Source organism: Kitasatospora sp. NPDC059599 (genome assembly GCF_042735125.1).
GTDB lineage: Bacteria > Actinomycetota > Actinomycetes > Streptomycetales > Streptomycetaceae > Kitasatospora.
The window spans coordinates 130,520-149,389 of sequence record NZ_JBHWCL010000001.1 but is presented as its reverse complement, the minus strand read 5'-3'; the positions used below and the strand labels follow the sequence as shown (position 1 = coordinate 149,389).

Genomic DNA, 18,870 nt, shown 5'->3' with positions numbered 1-18,870 from the left:
CATGGATCGATCCGACCCATCGTTCCGGTGATCCCTGGAGGACCACGTGCGCAAGAGGCTGATCGTCTCCGCTGCCAGCGCCCTGAGCCTGTTCCTGGCCGTTCCCGCCTCGGCATCCGATTTCCAACCCGGCGCGGCCGGGGTCGGCGACTCCTACTACCCGACCTACGGCAACGGCGGATACAACGTCTCGCACTACGACATCCGGCTGAAGTACCAGCCCGCCACCGACGAACTCGAAGGCACCACCACGATCCTGGCCACCGCCACCCAGGACCTCTCCCGGTTCAACCTCGACTTCGCACTGAACGTCGCCGAGGTCCGGGTCAACGGGAGGCCCGCGGCCTTCACGACCAGCGGTGAGCAGGAACTGGAGGTCACCCCCGCCCGGCCGCTCGCCAAGGGCAGCCAGGCCACCGTGGTGGTCCGCTACAAGGGCGTGCCGTCCACCGTGAAGAAGTACGGCTTCACCGCCTGGCTGCGCACGCCGGACGGCGCGGTGGCGGCCGGCGAGCCCGAGTCGGCGTGGTGGTGGTTCCCGAGCAACGACCACCCGAGCGACAAGGCCACCTTCGACGTCTCGGTACTGGTGCCGGACGGCAACCAGGTGATCAGCAACGGCATCCTGACCGGAACCTCCTCCCAGGCCGGGTGGACCCGCTACAGCTGGCGGGAGAACAAGCCCCAGGCGACGTATCTGGCCACGCTCGCGGTCGGCAAGTTCGACGTCACGACCGACACCACGCCCGGCGGGCTGCCGGTCTACAACGCGTACAGCAAGGACCTCGGCGACAACGCGGACGCGGCCAGGGCGAGCGTCGAGCGCACCGGCGAACTCGTCGACTGGCTGAGCGGCTACTTCGGCGACTACCCGTTCAGCTCCGTCGGCGGCTACGTCCCCAACGTCCCGACCGGTTTCGCGCTGGAGACCCAGACCCGGGTCTTCTACAGCCCCCGGCAGTTCTCGCGCGGCGCCAACACCTCGGTGGTCGTCCACGAGCTGGCCCACCAGTGGTACGGCGACAGCGTCTCGCTCTCGCGCTGGAGCGACATCTGGCTGAACGAGGGCTTCGCCCGGTACTCGCAGTTCCTCTGGTCCGAGCACGAGAACGAGGGCACCGCGCAGGAACTGGCCGACTACGTCTACGCCTCGCACCCGGCCGACGACGCGTTCTGGACCGTCAAGCCGGGCGACCCGGGCGCCGACAACCAGTTCTCCGGCGCCGTCTACGACCGGGGCGCGGTGGCCATCCAGGCGCTGCGCAACACCGTCGGGGACGAGGCGTTCTTCCGGATCCTCAAGGGCTGGCCCACCGAGCGCCGCTACGGCAACGCCACCATCCCCGAGTTCCAGGCGTACGCGGAGAAGGTCTCCGGCAAGAAGCTCGGTGACCTCTTCACGACCTGGCTGTTCACCGCGGCGAAGCCGGCCACCGGGCCGGTGGCACCGGGAGCCGCGGCGGCCGCCTCGCTGGCGCCCGGAGCGGGCCAGACCGACGGGCAGCTGCCGGCGGAGCCGAAGTCCTGGAAGAAGATCCAGGAGACCAACTCCCTCCACGACGCGGGGCACTGACGCCCGGGCGTGAAGTGAGGTGACGGGGGTGGCCCGGTCGGCCGTCCGGGAACGGGCGGACGGCCGGGCCGCACCGTCCGGTCACGGCCCGTCGTGCCGTGCGCCGGTCGGCTGCGCCGTGGTCGGGCCGTCCGCGGCCAGCAGCTCGGTGAGGCGGCGGACGGCGAAGGGTATGAGGCCGCGCAGTGGGACCAGCCGGCAGGGCGCGGCGCCGACCGACACCTCGCGGATCCCGGCCGTCTCCTCGAACTCCCGCCCGACGACGGGGAAGTGGGTGTCGTTGTCGTCGCCCACGTCCGGCGCCTCGATCCAGACCCGCTCGCCCTGGATCGCCATCGGGAAGCGGCGGAGCTTGAGCCGGCGGTTGGGCGCGAAGGTCTCGGCGTAGTGCAGGGCGGTGTTGCGGTTGTGCCCGACGCCGATCAGCAGCACATGGCCGCCGAGGTCGTGCAGCGCGCCGAACGGCGACTCCCGGCCGACGGCGAAGCCGAGCGAGCGGCGGGCGGTGACCTCGCGGGCGTGCGCCCCGACGGCGGCGACCGACACCTGGGGGTGCGTGCTGCGCAGGCTCTCCGGCAGCGCGCGCAGGGCCTCCGCCACGGCGCCCGTGGAGGAGGGGAGTCCGGCGTGGAACAGCGGGACGGCAGAACGCAGTTCGGCGATCTCGGCGGTGGGCGGACCGGCCCGCCCGGGGGCCGGGTCGCGGACCGTGTCGGTGGTGAAGGTGGGCGCCGCGACGGTGCCGCCGGGCCCGACCGCCTCGCGCAGGGAGGCCACTACGGCCGCCGCGCCGCCCTCGACCCGGCCGAGGCCGGACAGCGAGGAGTGCACCATCAGCGCCATGCCCTCGCGGACGCCCACCCGGCGCCAGCCCTCGACGAGGTCGGCGGTGGTGAGCGTGGTGGTGCCCGGTGCGGTCATGGTGCCCTCCAGTGCGATCGTTCGGGCCCGACCATATCCGGTGGCACTGACAGTCGGTCAGGGCAGGCACGAACGGCGTCGGTTCACGGCCGGGCTCGGCGTGCTCGGGGCGTAGCGCGACGACCTGGCGCAGCGCGACGACGGGGCGGGGCGGCGGCGGGGACGGGCGCAGGTGGGGGCGAGGGTCATCGTGCGTCCGCAGCGGCGAGGGCCCGGGCCTCCTGCTCGGGCGTGAACCCGTGTCCGAGCGGCGGTGCGCCGCGCTCACGGTCCCAGGCGAGCACGTCGGCGACGGTGGCGGCGAGCGGGGTCGCGGGCAGCCCGGCGGCGCGGGCCCTGGCGGGGTCGCGCTGCTGGCCCGGCCAGAGCGACTCGGCCCGGACCAGGGGGAAGAACGCCTTCGGGGCGGTCTCCGGCGGCACCGGGACGACCTCGGCCTCGGTGCCCGCGACCTCGGCGCAGGTGGCGATCAGCCCGCCCAGGGTGGTCGGTTCGGCCGGGCCGACGGCGTGGAAGGCGCCCGGCCGGTCGTCCTGGAGCAGCCGGAGCACCAGCCGGGCGAGGTCGCGCGCGTCGACCAGCTGGACCGGTTGCTCGGGGCGGCCGGGCAGGGCGATCCGCCCGCCGCGGGCCGCCCGGCGCGCCCAGTAGGTGAGCCCGCGGTGCTCGTCGTGCGGCCCGGCCACCTTCCCCGGCCGCACGACGGTCGCCCGGGTGCCGTACCGGGCGGTGACGTGGTCCTCGCAGGCGACCTTGAGCCGGCCGTAGGTCTCCTCGGTGAGGTGCTCGGCGTCGCGCAGCGGGGCGCGGCGCGGGGCGGACTCGTCGGAGCCGGGGGCGAGGCCGTCCCGCCGGTACACCGCGTGGCTGGAGACGAAGAGGTAGCGGCCGACCCGGTCGCCGAGGACGGCCGTGGCCCGGTCGACCTGGTGCGGGCGGTAGCCGCTGACGTCCACCGCGGCGTCCCAGCGGCCCTCGCACAGGGCGGTGAGGTCGTCGGTGTCGCGGTCGCCGATCAGGCGGGCGGCGCCGGGGAAGAGGCCGGGGTTGGTCCGGCCGCGGTTGAACAGGGTGACCTCGGCGCCGCCGCGAAGGGCGTCGTCGACGATCGCGCGGCCGACGAAGGAGGTACCGCCGAGGACGAGGATCCGCATGGACCCAGGGTAGAGGCCCGGTCAGCGGGTGGGCCGGGGGACGGCGGTGGGCTCCGGGTCGTCGGCGGGCTGCGGGATACGGGCGGGCTGCGGGTCGGCGGTGACGTCGGTGAGCCTCGGGTAGTCGGTGAAGCCGGCCGCCGTCTGGCCGTAGAGGTGGGTCGGGTCGACGGCGGTGAGCGGGGCGCGGGCGGCGAACCGTTCCGGCAGGTCGGGGTTGGCGATGAAGGCGCGGCCGTAGGAGACCAGGTCGGCCAGTCCGCCGGCCAGCACCGCCTCGCCTCGCTCGCGGTCGGTGGCCTCGCGGTTCTCGCCGACGTTGCCGATCAGCGGGCCGGACCAGCGGGGGCGCAGGTCGGCCAGGGCCGGGTAGTCGTCGTTGTCGGTGAGGTGGAGGTAGGCCAGGCCGAGGCCGTCGAGTTCGGCGAGCAGGGCCCGGTAGACCGGGGCCGGATCGGTCTCGTGCATGCCGAACTGCGGGTTGCCGGGGGACAGCCGCAGGCCGAGGCGGTCGGGGCCGATCGCCCCGGCCACGGCGGTGACCAGCTCGACCGGGAATCGCAGTCGCCCGGCGAGGGTGCGGGGGCCGTACTCGTCGGTGCGCAGGTTTGTGTTGTCGGCCAGGAACTGGTGGATCAGGTAGGAGTTGGCGCCGTGCAGTTCGACGGCGTCGAAGCCGGCGGCGAGCGCGTTGCGGGCGGCGTCGACGTGGTCGGTGACCGCCTGGCGGATCTCCTCGCGGGTCATCGTGCGCGGGGTCACGGCCTCGGCCTTGCCGCCGTCCCTGACGTGCACCGGGCCGGGCGCGGGGACGGCGGAGGGGCCGGCCGGCAGGTCGCCGAGCAGCCGGTTGAGCGGGTGGCCCTGGCGGCCGCCGTGCATCAGCTGGGCGACGATCCGGCCGCCGGCGGCGTGCACGGCCCCGGTCACCGCGCGCCAGCCGGCCACGTGCGCGGGCGTCTCCAGGCCGGGCAGCCGCCAGCCGGACTGGCCGCGGCTGCTCGGCCAGATGCCCTCGGTGACGATCAGCCCGGCGCTCGCGCGCTGGGCGTAGTACTCGGCGACGACGGGCAGCGGCGTACCGTCCTCGGCGGCCCGGTAGCGCGTCATGGGGGCCATGACGACGCGGTTGGGGAGGTCGAGCGAGCCGAGGCGGTACGGGCTGAGCAGGGATTCCGTGGTGGTGGTCATGCCGGTACGGTAGAACCTGACATCAGTGTCAGGTTCAAGCGCGGGTGGCCGCCCCCGCCGTCGTGCCCGCCGCCGTCGCGGTGCTCGCCGCTGCCGCCGCCGCACCCGCCTCGGTGAGGATCAACTCCTCGATGCCGTAGAGGAATCGCTCCATCGCGGGGCGCGGGAGCACGGAGGGGTCCGCCGTCATGGCGAGGCTCAGCGCCGCGGGGGACTGCAGGGCGTCCAGTGCGTACGTCAGGCCGGGGCGCGGCTCGAACTCCACCGGCCAGGTGAGGGTGGTCCGGTCGTCGCCCGGGTCGGTGTCGGCGGGATCGGTGCCGGCGGGATCGGTGTCGGCGGGGATCAGCTCGCGGGTGTCGTTGAAGACGCAGGACCGGTCGGCGGGTTCGGTGCCCTCGGCGGCGAGCCGCTCGATGTCGGCGGCCAGCGCGAGCTTGTCGTAGTAGGCGTGCCGGTAGGTGCCGATCGCGGCGGCATGGGTGCGGCGCACCACGTCGCCGAACTCGGCCGTGGCGTCCGGGAGATGGAACAGGCCGTCGCCGGCGACCACGCTCACCGCGTTGGTCAGCTCGGGCAGGAAGCGGTTGTTGACGACGACGTTGAGCACGGCCTCGGTCCTTCCGGCCAGCTCGGCGGTCATCGCGGCCGCCGCGGCGAGCAGGACCGAGGAGGTGCTCACCCGGTGGGTGGCGGCCACCTGCTCGACCGCACGGGGGAGGGCGGGGGAGCGGAGGACCGCGTTCGGGAACGGTGCGGGGGCTCCGGCGGCCGGGCCCGCGGTGGTCGGGTCTGTGGCGGTCGGGCCCGCGGTGGTCGGATCTGTGGTGGCGGTCGGCGGGAAGAGCCGGGGTGGGCCCAGTCGCAGCTTCCGCACGAACTGCTTGCGGGCGCCCGTGTCCCGTCGGACGCCCCGCTCCGAGGTCTGGAACTCGGCTTCCTCCAGGGGCTGTTGGGCGGGCTGCCGCAGGCCGGCCAGCTCGTCGCGGGAGCGGCCGAGGCTGAGTGCGGTCAGGTCGGCGACCAGCCGGTTCATCCCGGAGCCGTCGACCGCCGTGTGGGAGAGCACCAGGCTGATGTGCCGGGCCAGCCCGTCCGCGGTCACCACGCCGACCCGGATCGGCCACTGCGCGGCGGTGTCGAAGGGGCGTGCCGCCAGTTCCCCGTGCAGCCGGGCGCCGAGCCCGGCCGGATCGTCGGCCCCGGCGGCGGACCACACCTCGACGCCCAACGTCCCTTCCGGGTCGACGATTTGGCGCAGCTCGCCGTCCTCGCCCGGGAGCAGCCGGGTGTGCAGGGAGTCGTGCAGGTGCAGCAGGTGCTCCAGTGCGCCGAGGATGACGGGCAGTGGCAGGCCCGGGTCCAGTGGTGCCGCGGTGGTGATGTTGTAGCGCGGCGCGTCGGCCGGGGCCAGCCGGCGTACGGCGTCCCAGATGGCCCGTTGGCCCCAGGTGGCCGGGCCGGACCCGGACCGGCCGGACGAGAGGACGATCTCCAGCAGTTGACGAGTGCTCACCGTGAGGCTCTCCGTTGTGCGGTGGTCAGGACGTCGTGCCGGTGCGTTGGGAGCGCGGGGTGCTGCTGGGGAGAGTGTGGCGCACCGCCCGCCGCGCGTCGAGGGCCCGGTCGGGCGGGGTGGCGGGGATGGGCGGGGCGGTCGGGATGGCGGGGGCGGGGGTTCCATGGGTGTCTTGATATGAAGTATCTTGATGTCGAGATTGATGCCGATCATGCAACGGGGGCCTGCCATGCGGGGGAACGGACTGATGGCGCAGCTGCGGAAGCCGCCGGGCGGGCGGGACGCGCGGATCATGCTGCTGGCCCAGTGCGTCGACCGGACCGGGACCGGGGTGTGGGCGGCGGCCTCGGTGCTGTACTTCACCTACGTGTGCGGGATGGACGCCCGGCGGCTCGGCCTGCTCCTCGGGGTGGGCGCGGTGGCGGGGATCGCCGGGTCGCCACTGGCCGGACGGGCGGCCGAACGGGTGCCGGTGCGATGGCTGCTGATCGGGTGCCACCTGCTGCGGGTGGGGACGATGGGCCTGCTGCTGGTGGTCGACGACTTCGCCGCCCTGCTCCCCGCGGTCGCGCTGACCTGCCTGGCCGAGCGGGCCGCCAAGACCCTGGAGATGCTCTTCGCCACCCGCGTCGCGGGCGAGCGGCGCGCCACGTACCAGGCACTGTTCCGCAGCGTGGCCAACGCCGGGTACGCGCTCGGCGCGGGCGTCTCGGCGATCGGCCTCGCGGTCGGCACCACGGCCGCGTACCGCACGCTGATCCTGGCCAACGCGGTCTCCTTCGTCGTGGCCGCCGTCCTGGTCTGGCGCACCCGGGAGCCGGCCGGCCGCGGCCTGGTCGCGACGGCCGCCGGACAGGAGCCCGCCGCCGGCGCGACCGCCGTGCCGAGCCCCTGGCGCGATCGCGGCTACCTGGCGTTCGTCCTGCTGGACATGCCGATGAACCTCGACGACTCGATCCTCAACGTCGGCCTGCCGCTCTGGCTCGTCCACCACACTGACGCGCCGCCCGCCGTCGTCCCGGTCTTCCTGGTCCTCAACACCGTGCTGGTGGTGCTGCTGCAACTGCGGGTCTCGGCGTTGGCGGAAGGTCCGCGCGGGGCGGCCGCAGCCGTGGGCTGGTACGGGGTGACGCTGTTCGCCGGCTGCCTGCTGATCGTGCTCGCCACCGGCGGCGGGCCGTGGGCGGCGTCGATCGCGCTGCTGGCCGCGGCCGTGCTGGTCACGCTGGCGGAGCTGATGCGCTCGGTGAGCTCCTGGGAGCTGGCGGTCGTCCTGGCGCCGCCGGGCGCCCAGGCGTCGTACCTGGGCGTGGCCGGGATGTCCCAGTCGGTGCAGAAGTCGGTGGGCCCGCTGCTGCTGACCGGGGTGGTGATGGCGGCCGGCCCGGTCGGCTGGCTGGGCCTCGGCGCGGCCACCGTGGGCCTCGGCGCGCTCCAGCGCCGGGCCAGCCTGCGCCGGCTGGCGGCCCTGGCGGGGCCCGGGGCTCCCGCTGGTACGGAGGCTCCCGAGACTCCCGAGGCGCCCGGGACCGATCCGGTGAACCGGGCCGACGCGGCGGTCGGTTGAGCTGGTGGCCTGGTGGCCGGTTCGTCGGTGGCAGGGCCGGCGGGCGGTGGTCGTGACGGGGCGGGTGCGGAGGGCCCCGGCGGCGGCCGGGCTGCGCAGGAGGTCGCGAGGAGGAGGGCCCCGGCGCTCACCGGTCCGACCGGCCGCCAGGGCGGCGCCCACGGTCCGGGCACTCCGAGGGCGGCCGACGCGGCGGGCATGGTGCCCGGTCGGGCGGCCATGACCCGAACGCGAGGTGCCGGCGCTGATGCCGGAGGGCCGGTCGAACGCGGCGGTCTGCCGGGTGCCGGCGGTGCCGGAGTTCCTCCGGACGTGCGGCCCGGCCCCGGGCCGCACGGGGCGGGCGGCGGGGTTCAGAGCCGGTCGTAGACGGCGGACAGCCGGTGCAGGACCTCGGCGGCGCGGTCGAGCGCCTCGGCGTCGTAGTCGGACAGGTCGGTGTGCAGGGCGTCGGTGAGCGCCTCCTGGCGCTGCCGGTGCCGTTCGCGTCCGGCGTCGGTCAGGGTGACCACGACGGAGCGCTTGTCCTCGGGCGGCCGGGTGCGGGTGACGTAGCCGGCCGCGACCAGGCCGTTGACCAGCTGGGTGGTGGCGGCGCCGGTGGTCTCGGTGCCCGCGGCGAGCCCGCTGATGGTCAGCGGTCCCTGGTCGGCCAGGGTGCGCAGGGCGCGGGCGTGGGTGAGGGAGAGGGCGCCGGGGGTGCGGGTGGCGCGGCCGCGCAGCCGGGCGTCGGCGGCGCTGAGGCGGTAGGCGGCGCGGGACAGGCGGTCCAGGGCCTGGGCGCGGTCGGGGGTGGGCGGCTGCTCGGCCATGGTCGGTCCTCCTCGGCGGGTTGACAGCAGACTAGCCTAAGTACTTAATAGCTAAGTACTTAGTTTCTAAGTGCTCAGTGATTCGCGGGGCGGCTCGACCCTGCCCCCGACCCCGGAGGAGACCACCATGACCGTCCGTTCGACCGGACAGAGCTGGGCCCTGGACATCGCCCTCGCGCAGGGCGGATTCGACGCGCTGCACCCCGAGGCCGTCGGGACGATGGAGCAGCTCGGCCACGACCACACCGACTTCGCCAAGGTCTTCGCGCTCGTCCGCAGCGGCGCCATGCTGCCCAAGGCGTGGGCGACGGTGGCCGGGCAGGCCGAGGAGCGCGCCGCCCACCACGAGCGCGGCGGCTTCGCGCAGACCGCCGCCGACCTCTACCTGCGGGCCGCGGTCATGTGGGGCCGCGCCCAGTACTCGGTGTTCGACGCGGCCGATCCGCGCAAGGCGGCCATGCGCGAGCGCGCGAACCACTGCGTGGCCCGCCTCGGCGCGCTGCGCGACGGCCGGGTGCGCAGGGTGGAGCTGGACTTCGAGGGCTCGACGATCCACGCCCTGCTGCATCTGCCGGCCGGCCGGGTTGAGAACGCGCCGGCCGTCATCCTCGGCCCCGGGATGGACATGATCAAGGAGGACTACATCTGGGCGGCCGAGCGGTACTACACCTCCCGCGGGATCGTCGCGCTGTCCATCGAGGGGCCGGGTCAGGGCGAGAGCCGCGCCGGCGGACTCACCGTCGACCTGTCCAACTACGAGCGCGCGATCGGCCGTTACCTCGACCACCTGGCCGGGCTGCCGGAGGTCGACGCGGACCGGATCGGCATGTTCGGCATCTCGATGAGCGGCTACTGGGGCTCCCGCGCGGCCGCCACCGACCGGCGCCTGGCCGCGCTGGCCGCGTTCGAGGCCGTCACCGGCGACTTCGCGACCATCTTCGAGCGCGCCCAGCCGACCTTCAAGAACAACTACATGTACATGGCCGGGTACACCGACGAGGCGGCCTTCGACCGCGACCTCGCCGACCGGATGCCGCTCGGCGACCTGGTGGCCGACATCGCCTGCCCGGTGCTGTACGGCATCGGCGAGTTCGACGAGCTGACCGACCTCGGCCAGGCGCTGGAGAGCTTCGAGCGGATCCGGGCGCCGAAGGAACTGCGGGTCTACGAGGACGAGTTCCACCCGCTCGGCGGCGTGGCGGCCGAGGCCTTCCGGTTCGGCGCCGAGTGGCTGGAGCGCGCCCTGAACGGCGAGTTCGCCGAGCCCGGCCGCGACGTGCGCCACTACGTCCACCGCGACGGCCGCACCACCGACGGCAGTGCCGATCCCACCTGGTGGCTCGGCGCGGCTCCGACCCGCCTGGTGGAGGTCCGGGAGAACGCGCGGGGCTGAGGGCGGCGCGGAACCGCGTCGGGTGCTCGTCGGGACGCCCGTCCGTCGCGTGCCCGTCCGCCGCGTGCCCGTCCGCGCGCGCCGGCGGACGGGCACCGCGTTCGCGGACCCGGCGGGTCAGGCCCGGACGGCGGTGACGACGTGGTAGTCGAGGAGGCCGTCGCGCCAGGAGGGGAGGAAGTTGCGGGTCCAGTGGCCGGGCGGGACGGCGTCGACCAGGTAGCGGTCGAGGCCGGGCCACACGTCGGCGCCGATGGACTCGGTGGTGACCTCGGCGAACCCGGCCGCGGTGAGGTCCTCGGTGAAGGGGCCGAGGGGGTGGGGGACGTCGAGGCCGTCGGCGAAGCTGGCGAGGAGGATCTTCAGGCGTTCGGCGACCTCGGGGCCCTCGGCGGTGAAGAAGGTGGTGACGGCGAGCCGGCCGCCGGGGCGCAGCACCCGGGCGGATTCCCGGGCGAAGCCGGTGAGTTCGCGGAAGTGCTGGGCGGCTTCGACGGAGTAGAGGCCGTCCAGGGAGGCGTCGGTGAAGGGGAGCCGCTCGGCGGTGCCGATGGTGTAGGCGAGGCGGTCGGGGTAGGTGGCCAGGGCCTTGGCGTTGACGGCTCGGGCGCGTTCGACCTGGTCGGGGTGGATGTCGATCCCGGTGACGGCGGCGAACCGGAATTCGCGCAGGGCCAGGGCGGCGCCGAGGCCGCGGCCGCTGCCGACCTCGGCCAGCCGCAGGTGCTCGCGTGGTTCGGGGAAGCTCCGCAGCACCCGCCGGTAGAGCTGCTCCTGGCTGTGCACGCGGTCGTCGGAGGTGGGCGCGGTCAGGTCGATGCCCTGCCAGTCACCGAAGTTGATGAAACCGCCGGCGAAGCTGGCTGCTTTCGACAGATCGCCGGCGCCGTAGGTCTGGCGTACGGTCGGGGGGATGCGGTTGTGGTCCATGGGCCGCTGGGTCTCCTGCTCGGTGGGCGCCCGGCCGTCGGGCGCGCCGAGGTACGTACCCAAACCGGTGGTGGTCCGAACACGGTACGTGATGGGCCGGTGTGCCCGGTGGGAAAGGGGCGCGGCGGTGGTCCGAGGGGGCTCGGACCACCGCCGCGCGACCGGGGGCGGCTACCGGGCGGGCCGGTCGCCGGGTCGGTTGCCGGGCGGGTGACGGCGATCGGGGAACGCGTGGTCGGCCCCGGACCGGGTCATTCCCGTGCCGCTGCCGTGGCGGGGCGGCCGGCGAGCGGGACCTCGCAGGAGTCGGAGAAGCCCTGGGAGGAGACGCCGTTGGCGATGTTGTTCCGGGCGGCCATGTTGACGAAGGCGACGTAGGCGGTGAGTTCGACCATCGCCGCCGCGCCCAGGGCGTCGAGCAGACCCCCGTACTGCTCGTCGGTGACGGTCGGCGGAGTCACGGACATGGCCTCGGCGTAGTCCATCACCTCCCGCTCCAGCGGGTCGAACACCTCGGAGGCCCGCCAGTTCGGCACCTGGGCGGCCTTGGTCAGGTCCAGGCCCTTGTTCTGCGCCTGGAAGTAGTTGATGTCCAGGCACCAGCTGCAGCCGACCAGTGAGGCCACGGCCATGTGGGCGAAGGACTTCAGGCTCTCGTCGAGCGCGTCCCACCCGGCGATCCTGCCCGCGAACTCGGTGTTCGCGGTGGCGACCCCGGGGTTGTGCCAGATCACCTCGGTGGGCTCGAAGACGGCGCCGAACGCCGTGATCATGTTCTCGCCGAGCCCGGCGGGCAGCGGGGCCTTCGGCAGGCGGAGCGCCATGGTGTCCTCCTCGTGCGGTGGTTCGGTCGGGCATGAAGACGCCGGAGGGCGGGCGGATGTGACAGCCGGGAGAAAATTCGCCGTCGGGCGGGGCGGTCCGTTCGCTACAGTCCGCGAGGATCCCGAGTCCCTGACGGGATCCGGACGACACGTGAGGAGAGCGACACCGTGAACGCCCCCGACGAACGCCCCGCACCGCCGCTGACCGGCGGCGAGCGCGAGATGCTGCGCGGCTTCCTGGACTTCCACCGGGCGACGCTCGCCATGAAGTGCGAGGGCCTGGACGACGAACAGCTGCGCCTGCGGTCCAGCCCGCCGTCCACGCTCACCCTGCTCGGGCTGGTCCGGCACATGGCGGAGGTGGAGCGCACCTGGTTCCGCCGGGTCATCAACGGCGAGGACCTCCCGCTGGTCTGGTCCGCGGACGGCGACTACCAGGTCGCGTACGACGCGACCGGCGCCACCCGCGCGGAGGCCTTCGCCGCCTGGCGGACCGAGGTCGAGCACGCCCGCCGCATCGAGCTCGCCGCCGAGACCCTCGACGTCACCGGGTACCAGGCCCGGTGGGACGCCGAGGTGTCCCTGCGGCTGGTGATGCTGCACCTGATCCACGAGTACGCCCGGCACAACGGGCACGCCGACTTCCTCCGCGAGGCGATCGACGGGGTGGTGGGGGCGTAGGCCCTGTCCGTAGGACCTGTCCGGAGGGCCCGGCCGGGCCGCGGCGGACCCGGGCGGCCGTGCTGCTACCAGCCGAGGAGGTGGGTGCGGCGGGTCAGGGCGGCGAGGACGGACTTGGCGGTGGTCTCGTGGGTGAGGTCGCGGGTGTCGAGGACGTGCCGGTCGTCGACCGGGACCGGGCCGGGGCGGAGGACGACGTAGTGGAGGGCGGTACCGGTGGTGCGGCTCTCCCGGCGGAAGGTGTCCAGCCCGGCCGGGACGTCCGGGCTCTCCACGACGACCTGGTAGCCGCGGGTGGCGTACGCGAAGGCGGCCTGTGCGGCGGCGGCCAGGGCGGTGGCGTTCTGACGCCCGGCCTCCGGCAGGTGGGGCTGGAGCCGGCCGCTGCGGATGACCCGCAGGAAGTCGTCCGTCCGCAGGTGGACGCTGGGGTGCAGCTCCCGGGCGAGCAGCTCCGCGACCGGGCTGTTCCCGGCCCCGGACGGGTCGACAAGGACGAGGACGCCCCCGGCGCCCCGGCCGCCCCCGAGCTCCGGCCCACCTACGGTCGTACGGTTCACAGCTGCGGATCCCTTCGCGGGCCGGGGACGGTCGGGTAGCCGGGGCGAGGCGGTCGGAGTGCGAAGGGGCTGGTCGGCCCCTGTCCGGACAGCCGATCGCCTCGTCCCTACGACTGATGCGTTTCGGGGATCAACCTAGTCCAAACGGGTGCCCCGAGTCGTCCCCCACCCGGTGGGCGGGTGGGGCGCCGCGGCCGGCCGGTGACCGCCCGGTGAGCGTTCGGTGACCGGCCGGTGGCCGCTCCCGCCGTTCCCGGGAGTCGCCTACCGCTCCTGGGCGCGCAGGACGACGGGGTTGGTCAGTGCCGCCATCGGGCCCCAGGGCAGGTCCGGGCCCATCGCGTTGCCCCTGCCCGGGGTGCCGTCCGGCTTCGGGTGGCGGACCTCGGCCCGGACGTACGCGGCGAGCGCGGCGGTCGTGCGCCACACCACGGTGCCCGAGCCGCCGGCGGGCAGCGACTCCTGGTGCATCTGCCCCTCGTCGGTGATCAGCCGGACTGTCCCGCCGGGCACCCCGGAGACGGTGAGTTCGACGTCCAGCGGCGCGTCGGCCGGGACGGTCAGCTCCTCGCCGATGCCCGCCCGGCGGCCGTGCCCGGTGACGGTGAACTCCAGCTGGACGGACTTGGATTCGGCGAGCCAGCTGCGCCCGTCGCGCAGCCCGTCCAGGACCGCGTCGCGGGTGAGGTCCTCGGCCAGCACCACGGTGTGCGGGGAGCCGATCACCTGGGGCTCGCTGTGCGCGTCGCTGTTGCCCAGGGCGGGCAGCCAGGAGCGGCCCTCGCGCAGGGCGACGGCGAGCCGACCGTCCCAGGTGTCCACCGCGGACTCGTCGTCGTACGTCCACGGGCCGTTCCACACCTCGACGGCGTCCGCCTGGTCGTAGCCGAACTTCCACTGGCAGGCGACGTACGGGCAGTACGGGTGGGCGGGCACCACCAGGCCGCCGGAGCGGTGGACCTGGCGGACGAAGCGCGGGAACTCCTCGTCGCGCGAGCGGTAGCGCCAGTCGACGAACTGGCCGCCCTCCAGGCCGAGGGCGAGCCAGTGGCCGTTGCGGGTGGTGATCTCCTCGCCCGGGAGGATCAGCAGGTCCGGGCCGGCCAGCGGGCCCCAGACGGCGTGCGAGGAGCTGGTGTTGTGGTCGGTGGAGACGATGAAGTCCAGGCCGGCCGTGCGGGCCCCGGCCGCGACCTCCTCGGGGAGGCGCCGTCCGTCGGAGTGGACGGTGTGCAGGTGGCAGTCGCCCCGGTACCAGGCGCGGCCGCGGCCGCGGGCCCGTTCCGCCGGGTAGTGCGGGGTGAACTGCGGTCCGGGCGCGCCGAAGCGGAGCGTGACCTGGACGCGGTAGTCCAGGCCCTGCGGGGCGACCTGGTACGGGCCCAGCACGACGTGCCAGGTGCCGGGATTGACCGGGCCGGGCAGGTAGCCGGGGGTGGCGGCGGAGCGGGAGAGGCTGAACTCGGTGCGGAAGCCGCCGGACCAGCCGCGGAAGCCGGGGCCGCCGAGGTCGGTGCCGCGCTCGTCGAAGATGCCGATGTCGCAGGAGTTGCCCGGGGTGCCGGCCGGGACCGGGGGCTTGTCGTAGCTGTAGGAGACGGCTATCTCCCGCACGCCCTCGGGGACTTCGACCGGGAGGTGGACGAAGTCGGGGGAGCCGGTGGGCAGGTGGCCGGTGAGGGTGAGGGTGCGGTCGGCGGCCGCGGTGGGGGACGCGTCGGGGGCCGCCGAGGCTTCGCCGGTGGTGGCGGCGAAGCCGAGGGCGGTGGCGGCGCCGGTGGCCAGGCCGGTGCGGAGCAGGTCACGGCGGGCGGGGTGCGGCGGCCGGTCGGTCGGGCCGGGCCGGGTGGGTTGTCCGGGCTGGGGCGTGCCGGGCTGGGCCGGTCGTCCGGGCCGGGGCGTGCTGGGTTCGGTCGGCATCGGGGCCTCCGGATCGGGGCGGGCGGTCGCTCGCGTGCCTACCCGGGCGGGTGAACCGGGGGTGAGGAGGGGCCCACGGCGGCGGGGCGGGTCGGTGAAGAGGGGCCGGGTGCGGGGCGGTGGGCGAGTTGCGAGGAGTGACGAATGGTCGGTTCATAGTCATGTAATCAGTTGATTCGAGTGCAGATGGATCGGAGGCGGGCGTGGCGGTGAGTCGGCGGGCACTGCTCGTGGTAATGGCCGGTGGCGTGCTGACGGGGTGCGGGACCCGGGCGGCGTCGACGTCGCTCGCCGGGGCGGCCTCGTCCTCGGCCCCCGCCGCGGGGACGGCGACGGGGACGGCGGCGGCCACGACGTCCGGCATATCCGGGGCGGCCGACGCCGTGCCCACGGACCCCGCGACCGCCGCACCGACGGCCGAGCCCACCCCCGCGGCCACACCCGTCCAGGCGAAGGAGCCGACCCGGGCCGAAGTGGTGGAGCGGTACGGAGCCGTCGCCCCGACGGACTGGGGGCTGGAGGTCGCCGGAGTGATCACCGAGCTGCCCGACGGCGAGCGCGCGACGGCACTCACCTTCGACGCCTGCGGCGGGCCCGGCGGCAACGGCTACGACGCCGACCTGATCGACTTCCTGCGGGCCCACGCCGTCCCGGCCACGCTCTTCCTGAACGCCCGCTGGATCGACGCCAACCCGGACGAGTTCGAGCAGCTCGCCGGCGACCCGCTGTTCGAGATCGGCAACCACGGCACCGTCCACCGCCCGCTCTCGGTCACCGGCCGCTCCGCCTACGGCATCGCCGGCACGGGTGACGTCGGCGAGGTCTACGACGAGGTGGCGGCCAACGCGCGGAAGCTCACCGGGCTGCTCGGGCACCCGCCCCGGTTCTTCCGCTCCGGCACCGCGCACTACGACGACGTCGCCACCCGGGTGGTCGCCGACCTGGGCCAGCGGGTGGCCGGCTTCACCGTGAACGGGGACGGCGGTGCGACGCTCAACGCCTCCCAGGTGCGGCAGGAGGTCGGGTCGGCCCCGTCGGGCGCGATCGTGATCGGCCACATGAACCACCCGGGCGGCGGCACCGCCCCGGGGGTGGCGGCGGCAGTGCCGGGGATGCTGGCGGCGGGGCGGCGGTTCGTCCGGCTCTCGGACGTGCTGTAGCCCGGGCTCCCGGAGGTCGTGGCACGGACCGGGCCCGGACGGCGCGACGCGGACCGGGGGCGGACGCCGCGACGCGGACCGGGGGCGGAGGTTGCGACGCGGACCGGGGGCGTGGACGTCCGGCGGTGCTACGCGAGCCGGAGGCCCCCCGGGTGTTCGTCCTCGATGATCCGGACGAGCCAGTCGAAGACCGTCGGGCCCTTCCCGGCGCGGGCGGCGGCCAGGTCGGCGGCGACGTGCTCGCGGTTGGTGGGGTGGCAGCGGCCCAGCCGCAGCTCCAGCTGGCGGACCGTCTCCGGGTAGCCGAGCCCGCGCCGGGAGGCCTGGTGGTCACGCCACTCGATGACCCAGTCCCCGTCGTCGGGCGTGCCGTAGCCACCGCGCAGGCAGTCGGCGAAGGCGTCGAGGTTGCGGCCGAAGTAGCCGTCGACGCCGATCTCCTGCCCGACGGCGTCCCAGAAGTCCTCCAGGGTGCCGATCCTGCCGCCGTCGATCACATAGGTCACCGTCACGGGGACGAGGATATGCCTCCCCCACCCGGGCGGGGGAGGCGGTGCAGGCGGCGGGTGGGCGGCCGGAGTTCACGGCCGGAGTCCGTGCCGGGGTGTCGCGGACGGGCCTCACGGCTCCACGGCGATGGCGGTCGCGAGCAGCCCGTCCCGGACGGCCCAGCGGCCGTCGAAGCCGTCGAGCCGACGCCCGCCGACCACCGGTCCGGGAACCAGCAGCCGGGCGGTGAAGGTGCCGTCGGGGGAGAGGTCCAGTTCGGCCTCGCTGAACTCCAGGAAGAGCCCGGTCAGCGGGAACCACGCCTTGTACACCGACTCCTTGGCGCTGAACAGCAGGCGGTCCCACGGGACGTCCGGGCGCGTGGCGGCCAGGTCGGCGAGCCGCTTCTGCTCGACGGGCAACGCGACGACGTCCAGGACACCCTCCGGCAGCGCCAGCGCGGGCTCGGCGTCGATGCCGACGGAGGCGAGGGCGCCGGCCCGGGCCACGGCCGCCGCGCGGAAGCCGTCGCAGTGGGTGAGGCTGCCGACCACGCCGTCCGGCCAGCTCGGCGCGCCGCGCAGGCCGGGGACGAGCGGGCGGTAGGGGACGCCGAGCCGGGTGAGGGCGGCGCGGGCGCAGTGCCGGACGGTGGTGAACTCGCGGCGCCGCTTGTCGACGGCCCGCGCGAGGACGGCCTCCTCCGCCGGCTCCAGCCGGGCCTGCGGGGGGTCGTCGTACGCCACCTCGGTCGCCACGATGTCCGGCAGCAGGTCCCCGATCACCCGTTCCCCCTTCGGTCGGTCGCGCGGAGTCGTCGCCGCGCGGGACGAGGGTAACCCGGTGGGGCGATCCCGGTGGGCGGAACGGGGACTGCGGCCACCATCCGTCGCGTGCCGCTCGGCGGCGGGCCGGCGCGGCGGACGGTCAGGACGCGAGCGCGTCGGGACAGCAGCGGTGCGGGCGACGGCGGGGGCGGGGCGGGGCGGGCGACGGCGGGGAACAGCGCGGGCGAAGACAGGGACGGGGCGGGCAACGGGGGAGTCCGGGTGCCGGCAGGGCGGCGGCCCGTGCCGGCGACGTTCGGTGACGGACCCGGGTCACTGTCCGAGGAGGCGGGCGAAGTCGAGCCCGAGGCTGCCGAGGACGGGCAGTGCGCCGAGGTCGGTCACGCCGCCGACCGGGATGCTGTAGCCCTGGTTCACCGCGCGGGGCGCGGAGCCGGCGTTCGCGGGTGCGGCGGCGGCCGGGACGAGGGCGGCGCCGAGGAGCAGGGCGGCGAGAGCGGTGCGCATGTGACGGGACCTCCGGGGCCGGGTCGGTGCGGGACAGGCAGGTGGGTGACGGCCTGTCAACACCCTCCGTGGTGGCGCGGTCACGCATCTTCGCCCCTTCGGCGGCATTCGTAAAGATCCTTGCCTTGTGTTCATGCCAACATCATGGAGGTCTGGACCATATCGAGGACGAGCGCATACGTTCCCTTCACGAGATGACCGTCGGAGTCGCCGAACCGCCGTGCGGGCGCGACGACTTGTGCCTGTCATGCCCATGCTCAGCAAGCTCCGCCAGCACTGCAACCGGAGGGAACGAACCATGCGCGCCATCGGCAAGAACCTCAGGATCCTCGCGGGCGCCCCGCTCGCCGCAGCCGCTCTCATCGCCTTCACGGCCGGCACCGCCAGCGCCGCGATCCCGATCAACAAGCCCATGACCGGCAAGGCCACCTACTACAACGACTCGGGCTTCGGTGCCTGCGGCACCCAGATCAACGCCTCGTCGCAGATGCTGGTCGCCGTCTCGCACACCTGGTGGACCACCGCCAACCCGAACAACGACCCCGTCTGCAAGGGCATTTCGGTCAAGGTCACCTACCAGGGCAAGACCATCACCGTCCCCGTCAAGGACCAGTGTCCTTCCTGCGACTCCACCCACATCGACCTCAGCCAGCCGGCCTTCGCCAAGCTCGCCCCGCTGGGCAAGGGCGTCATCACCGGCCTCACCTGGCAGTTCGTCAAGGCCGGCCTGAAGGGCGAGACCGTCGAACTCTCCGCCCCGATCGCCGGGTCCACCCTCGGCTGACACCGACGGACGTGACACGGCCGTGGCCCCCCCCCGAGCGGGACAAGGGGGGGGACCGGCGCCTACACCAGGTAAGCCGGGAGCCCGGGGGGGACGC

Annotated in this window: 18 protein-coding genes; 6 read left to right on the top strand and 12 right to left on the bottom strand. The window is 74.5% G+C overall.

From position 1 onward, the window contains the following. The first annotated feature begins 46 nt into the window (after positions 1-46). The gene (locus ACFV04_RS00610) at positions 47-1,573 is read left to right on the top strand and encodes a M1 family metallopeptidase (RefSeq protein WP_380525838.1); all 1,527 of its coding nucleotides are present in this window, start codon (positions 47-49) and stop codon (positions 1,571-1,573) included. 81 nt (positions 1,574-1,654) lie between these two features. Here ACFV04_RS00610 and ACFV04_RS00605 read toward each other — a convergent pair whose 3' ends face one another. From ACFV04_RS00605 to ACFV04_RS00590, 4 genes are all read right to left on the bottom strand, one after another. After that, complete coding sequence (locus ACFV04_RS00605) at positions 1,655-2,494, bottom strand: aminoglycoside N(3)-acetyltransferase (protein ID WP_380525836.1); 840 nt, start codon at positions 2,492-2,494, stop codon at positions 1,655-1,657. Positions 2,495-2,679: 185 nt separating this feature from the next. Beyond that, entirely contained in the window at positions 2,680-3,648 is a 969-nt protein-coding gene (locus ACFV04_RS00600) for an NAD-dependent epimerase/dehydratase family protein (RefSeq protein WP_380525834.1), read from the bottom strand. A 21-nt stretch (positions 3,649-3,669) separates the two neighbouring features. After that, a complete protein-coding gene (locus ACFV04_RS00595; protein WP_380525832.1) occupies positions 3,670-4,839 on the bottom strand; it encodes an alkene reductase in 1,170 nt (389 codons plus the stop codon). Positions 4,840-4,873: 34 nt separating this feature from the next. Continuing rightward, positions 4,874-6,355, bottom strand: a complete 1,482-nt coding sequence (locus tag ACFV04_RS00590) for a non-ribosomal peptide synthetase condensation domain protein (RefSeq protein WP_380525830.1) — start codon at positions 6,353-6,355, stop codon at positions 4,874-4,876. 250 nt (positions 6,356-6,605) lie between these two features. Here ACFV04_RS00590 and ACFV04_RS00585 point away from each other — a divergent pair, with 250 nt between their 5' ends. Then, on the top strand, positions 6,606-7,925 hold the full coding sequence (locus ACFV04_RS00585; RefSeq protein WP_380337591.1) for an MFS transporter: 1,320 nt from the start codon (positions 6,606-6,608) through the stop codon (positions 7,923-7,925). Positions 7,926-8,278: 353 nt separating this feature from the next. On the opposite strand, the gene ACFV04_RS00580 is transcribed toward ACFV04_RS00585, so the two are convergent. Continuing rightward, a complete protein-coding gene (locus ACFV04_RS00580; RefSeq protein WP_360252043.1) occupies positions 8,279-8,737 on the bottom strand; it encodes a MarR family transcriptional regulator in 459 nt (152 codons plus the stop codon). Between the two features lie 127 nt (positions 8,738-8,864). Between ACFV04_RS00580 and ACFV04_RS00575 the strand changes: the two genes are divergently transcribed. Then, the gene (locus ACFV04_RS00575; protein ID WP_380525827.1) at positions 8,865-10,130 is read left to right on the top strand and encodes an alpha/beta hydrolase; all 1,266 of its coding nucleotides are present in this window, start codon (positions 8,865-8,867) and stop codon (positions 10,128-10,130) included. 117 nt (positions 10,131-10,247) lie between these two features. On the opposite strand, the gene ACFV04_RS00570 is transcribed toward ACFV04_RS00575, so the two are convergent. Both ACFV04_RS00570 and ACFV04_RS00565 read right to left on the bottom strand, forming a co-directional pair. Then, the gene (locus ACFV04_RS00570) at positions 10,248-11,123 is read right to left on the bottom strand and encodes a class I SAM-dependent methyltransferase (protein ID WP_380525825.1); all 876 of its coding nucleotides are present in this window, start codon (positions 11,121-11,123) and stop codon (positions 10,248-10,250) included. 188 nt (positions 11,124-11,311) lie between these two features. Continuing rightward, positions 11,312-11,884 carry a carboxymuconolactone decarboxylase family protein gene (locus ACFV04_RS00565; RefSeq protein WP_380337582.1) on the bottom strand — a complete coding sequence of 191 codons (573 nt, stop codon included), beginning with the start codon at positions 11,882-11,884 and terminating at the stop codon, positions 11,312-11,314. 222 nt (positions 11,885-12,106) lie between these two features. On the opposite strand from ACFV04_RS00565, the gene ACFV04_RS00560 reads away from it, so the two are divergent. After that, on the top strand, positions 12,107-12,565 hold the full coding sequence (locus tag ACFV04_RS00560; protein ID WP_380337837.1) for a DinB family protein: 459 nt from the start codon (positions 12,107-12,109) through the stop codon (positions 12,563-12,565). Between the two features lie 65 nt (positions 12,566-12,630). Here ACFV04_RS00560 and ACFV04_RS00555 read toward each other — a convergent pair whose 3' ends face one another. Both ACFV04_RS00555 and ACFV04_RS00550 read right to left on the bottom strand, forming a co-directional pair. Next, complete coding sequence (locus ACFV04_RS00555; RefSeq protein WP_360252031.1) at positions 12,631-13,125, bottom strand: ATP-binding protein; 495 nt, start codon at positions 13,123-13,125, stop codon at positions 12,631-12,633. Between the two features lie 264 nt (positions 13,126-13,389). Further along, positions 13,390-15,045, bottom strand: a complete 1,656-nt coding sequence (locus ACFV04_RS00550; RefSeq protein ID WP_380525823.1) for a CehA/McbA family metallohydrolase — start codon at positions 15,043-15,045, stop codon at positions 13,390-13,392. A gap of 383 nt (positions 15,046-15,428) precedes the next feature. On the opposite strand from ACFV04_RS00550, the gene ACFV04_RS00545 reads away from it, so the two are divergent. Then, on the top strand, positions 15,429-16,205 hold the full coding sequence (locus ACFV04_RS00545; protein ID WP_380337576.1) for a polysaccharide deacetylase family protein: 777 nt from the start codon (positions 15,429-15,431) through the stop codon (positions 16,203-16,205). Between the two features lie 128 nt (positions 16,206-16,333). Here the strand turns inward: ACFV04_RS00545 and ACFV04_RS00540 are convergent, their stop codons facing one another. The 3 genes from ACFV04_RS00540 to ACFV04_RS00530 all read right to left on the bottom strand — a co-directional run bounded on the left by ACFV04_RS00540 (position 16,334) and on the right by ACFV04_RS00530 (position 17,989). Continuing rightward, positions 16,334-16,717: a barstar family protein gene (locus ACFV04_RS00540; protein WP_360252022.1), complete on the bottom strand. Its 384-nt coding sequence runs from the start codon at positions 16,715-16,717 to the stop codon at positions 16,334-16,336. 108 nt (positions 16,718-16,825) lie between these two features. Further along, positions 16,826-17,479, bottom strand: a complete 654-nt coding sequence (locus ACFV04_RS00535; protein WP_380525820.1) for a 4'-phosphopantetheinyl transferase — start codon at positions 17,477-17,479, stop codon at positions 16,826-16,828. A gap of 315 nt (positions 17,480-17,794) precedes the next feature. Then, positions 17,795-17,989, bottom strand: a complete 195-nt coding sequence (locus ACFV04_RS00530) for a hypothetical protein (RefSeq protein ID WP_380337570.1) — start codon at positions 17,987-17,989, stop codon at positions 17,795-17,797. Between the two features lie 298 nt (positions 17,990-18,287). On the opposite strand from ACFV04_RS00530, the gene ACFV04_RS00525 reads away from it, so the two are divergent. Further along, entirely contained in the window at positions 18,288-18,773 is a 486-nt protein-coding gene (locus tag ACFV04_RS00525; RefSeq protein WP_380337567.1) for a cysteine/serine endopeptidase inhibitor, read from the top strand. Positions 18,774-18,870: the final 97 nt, after the last annotated feature.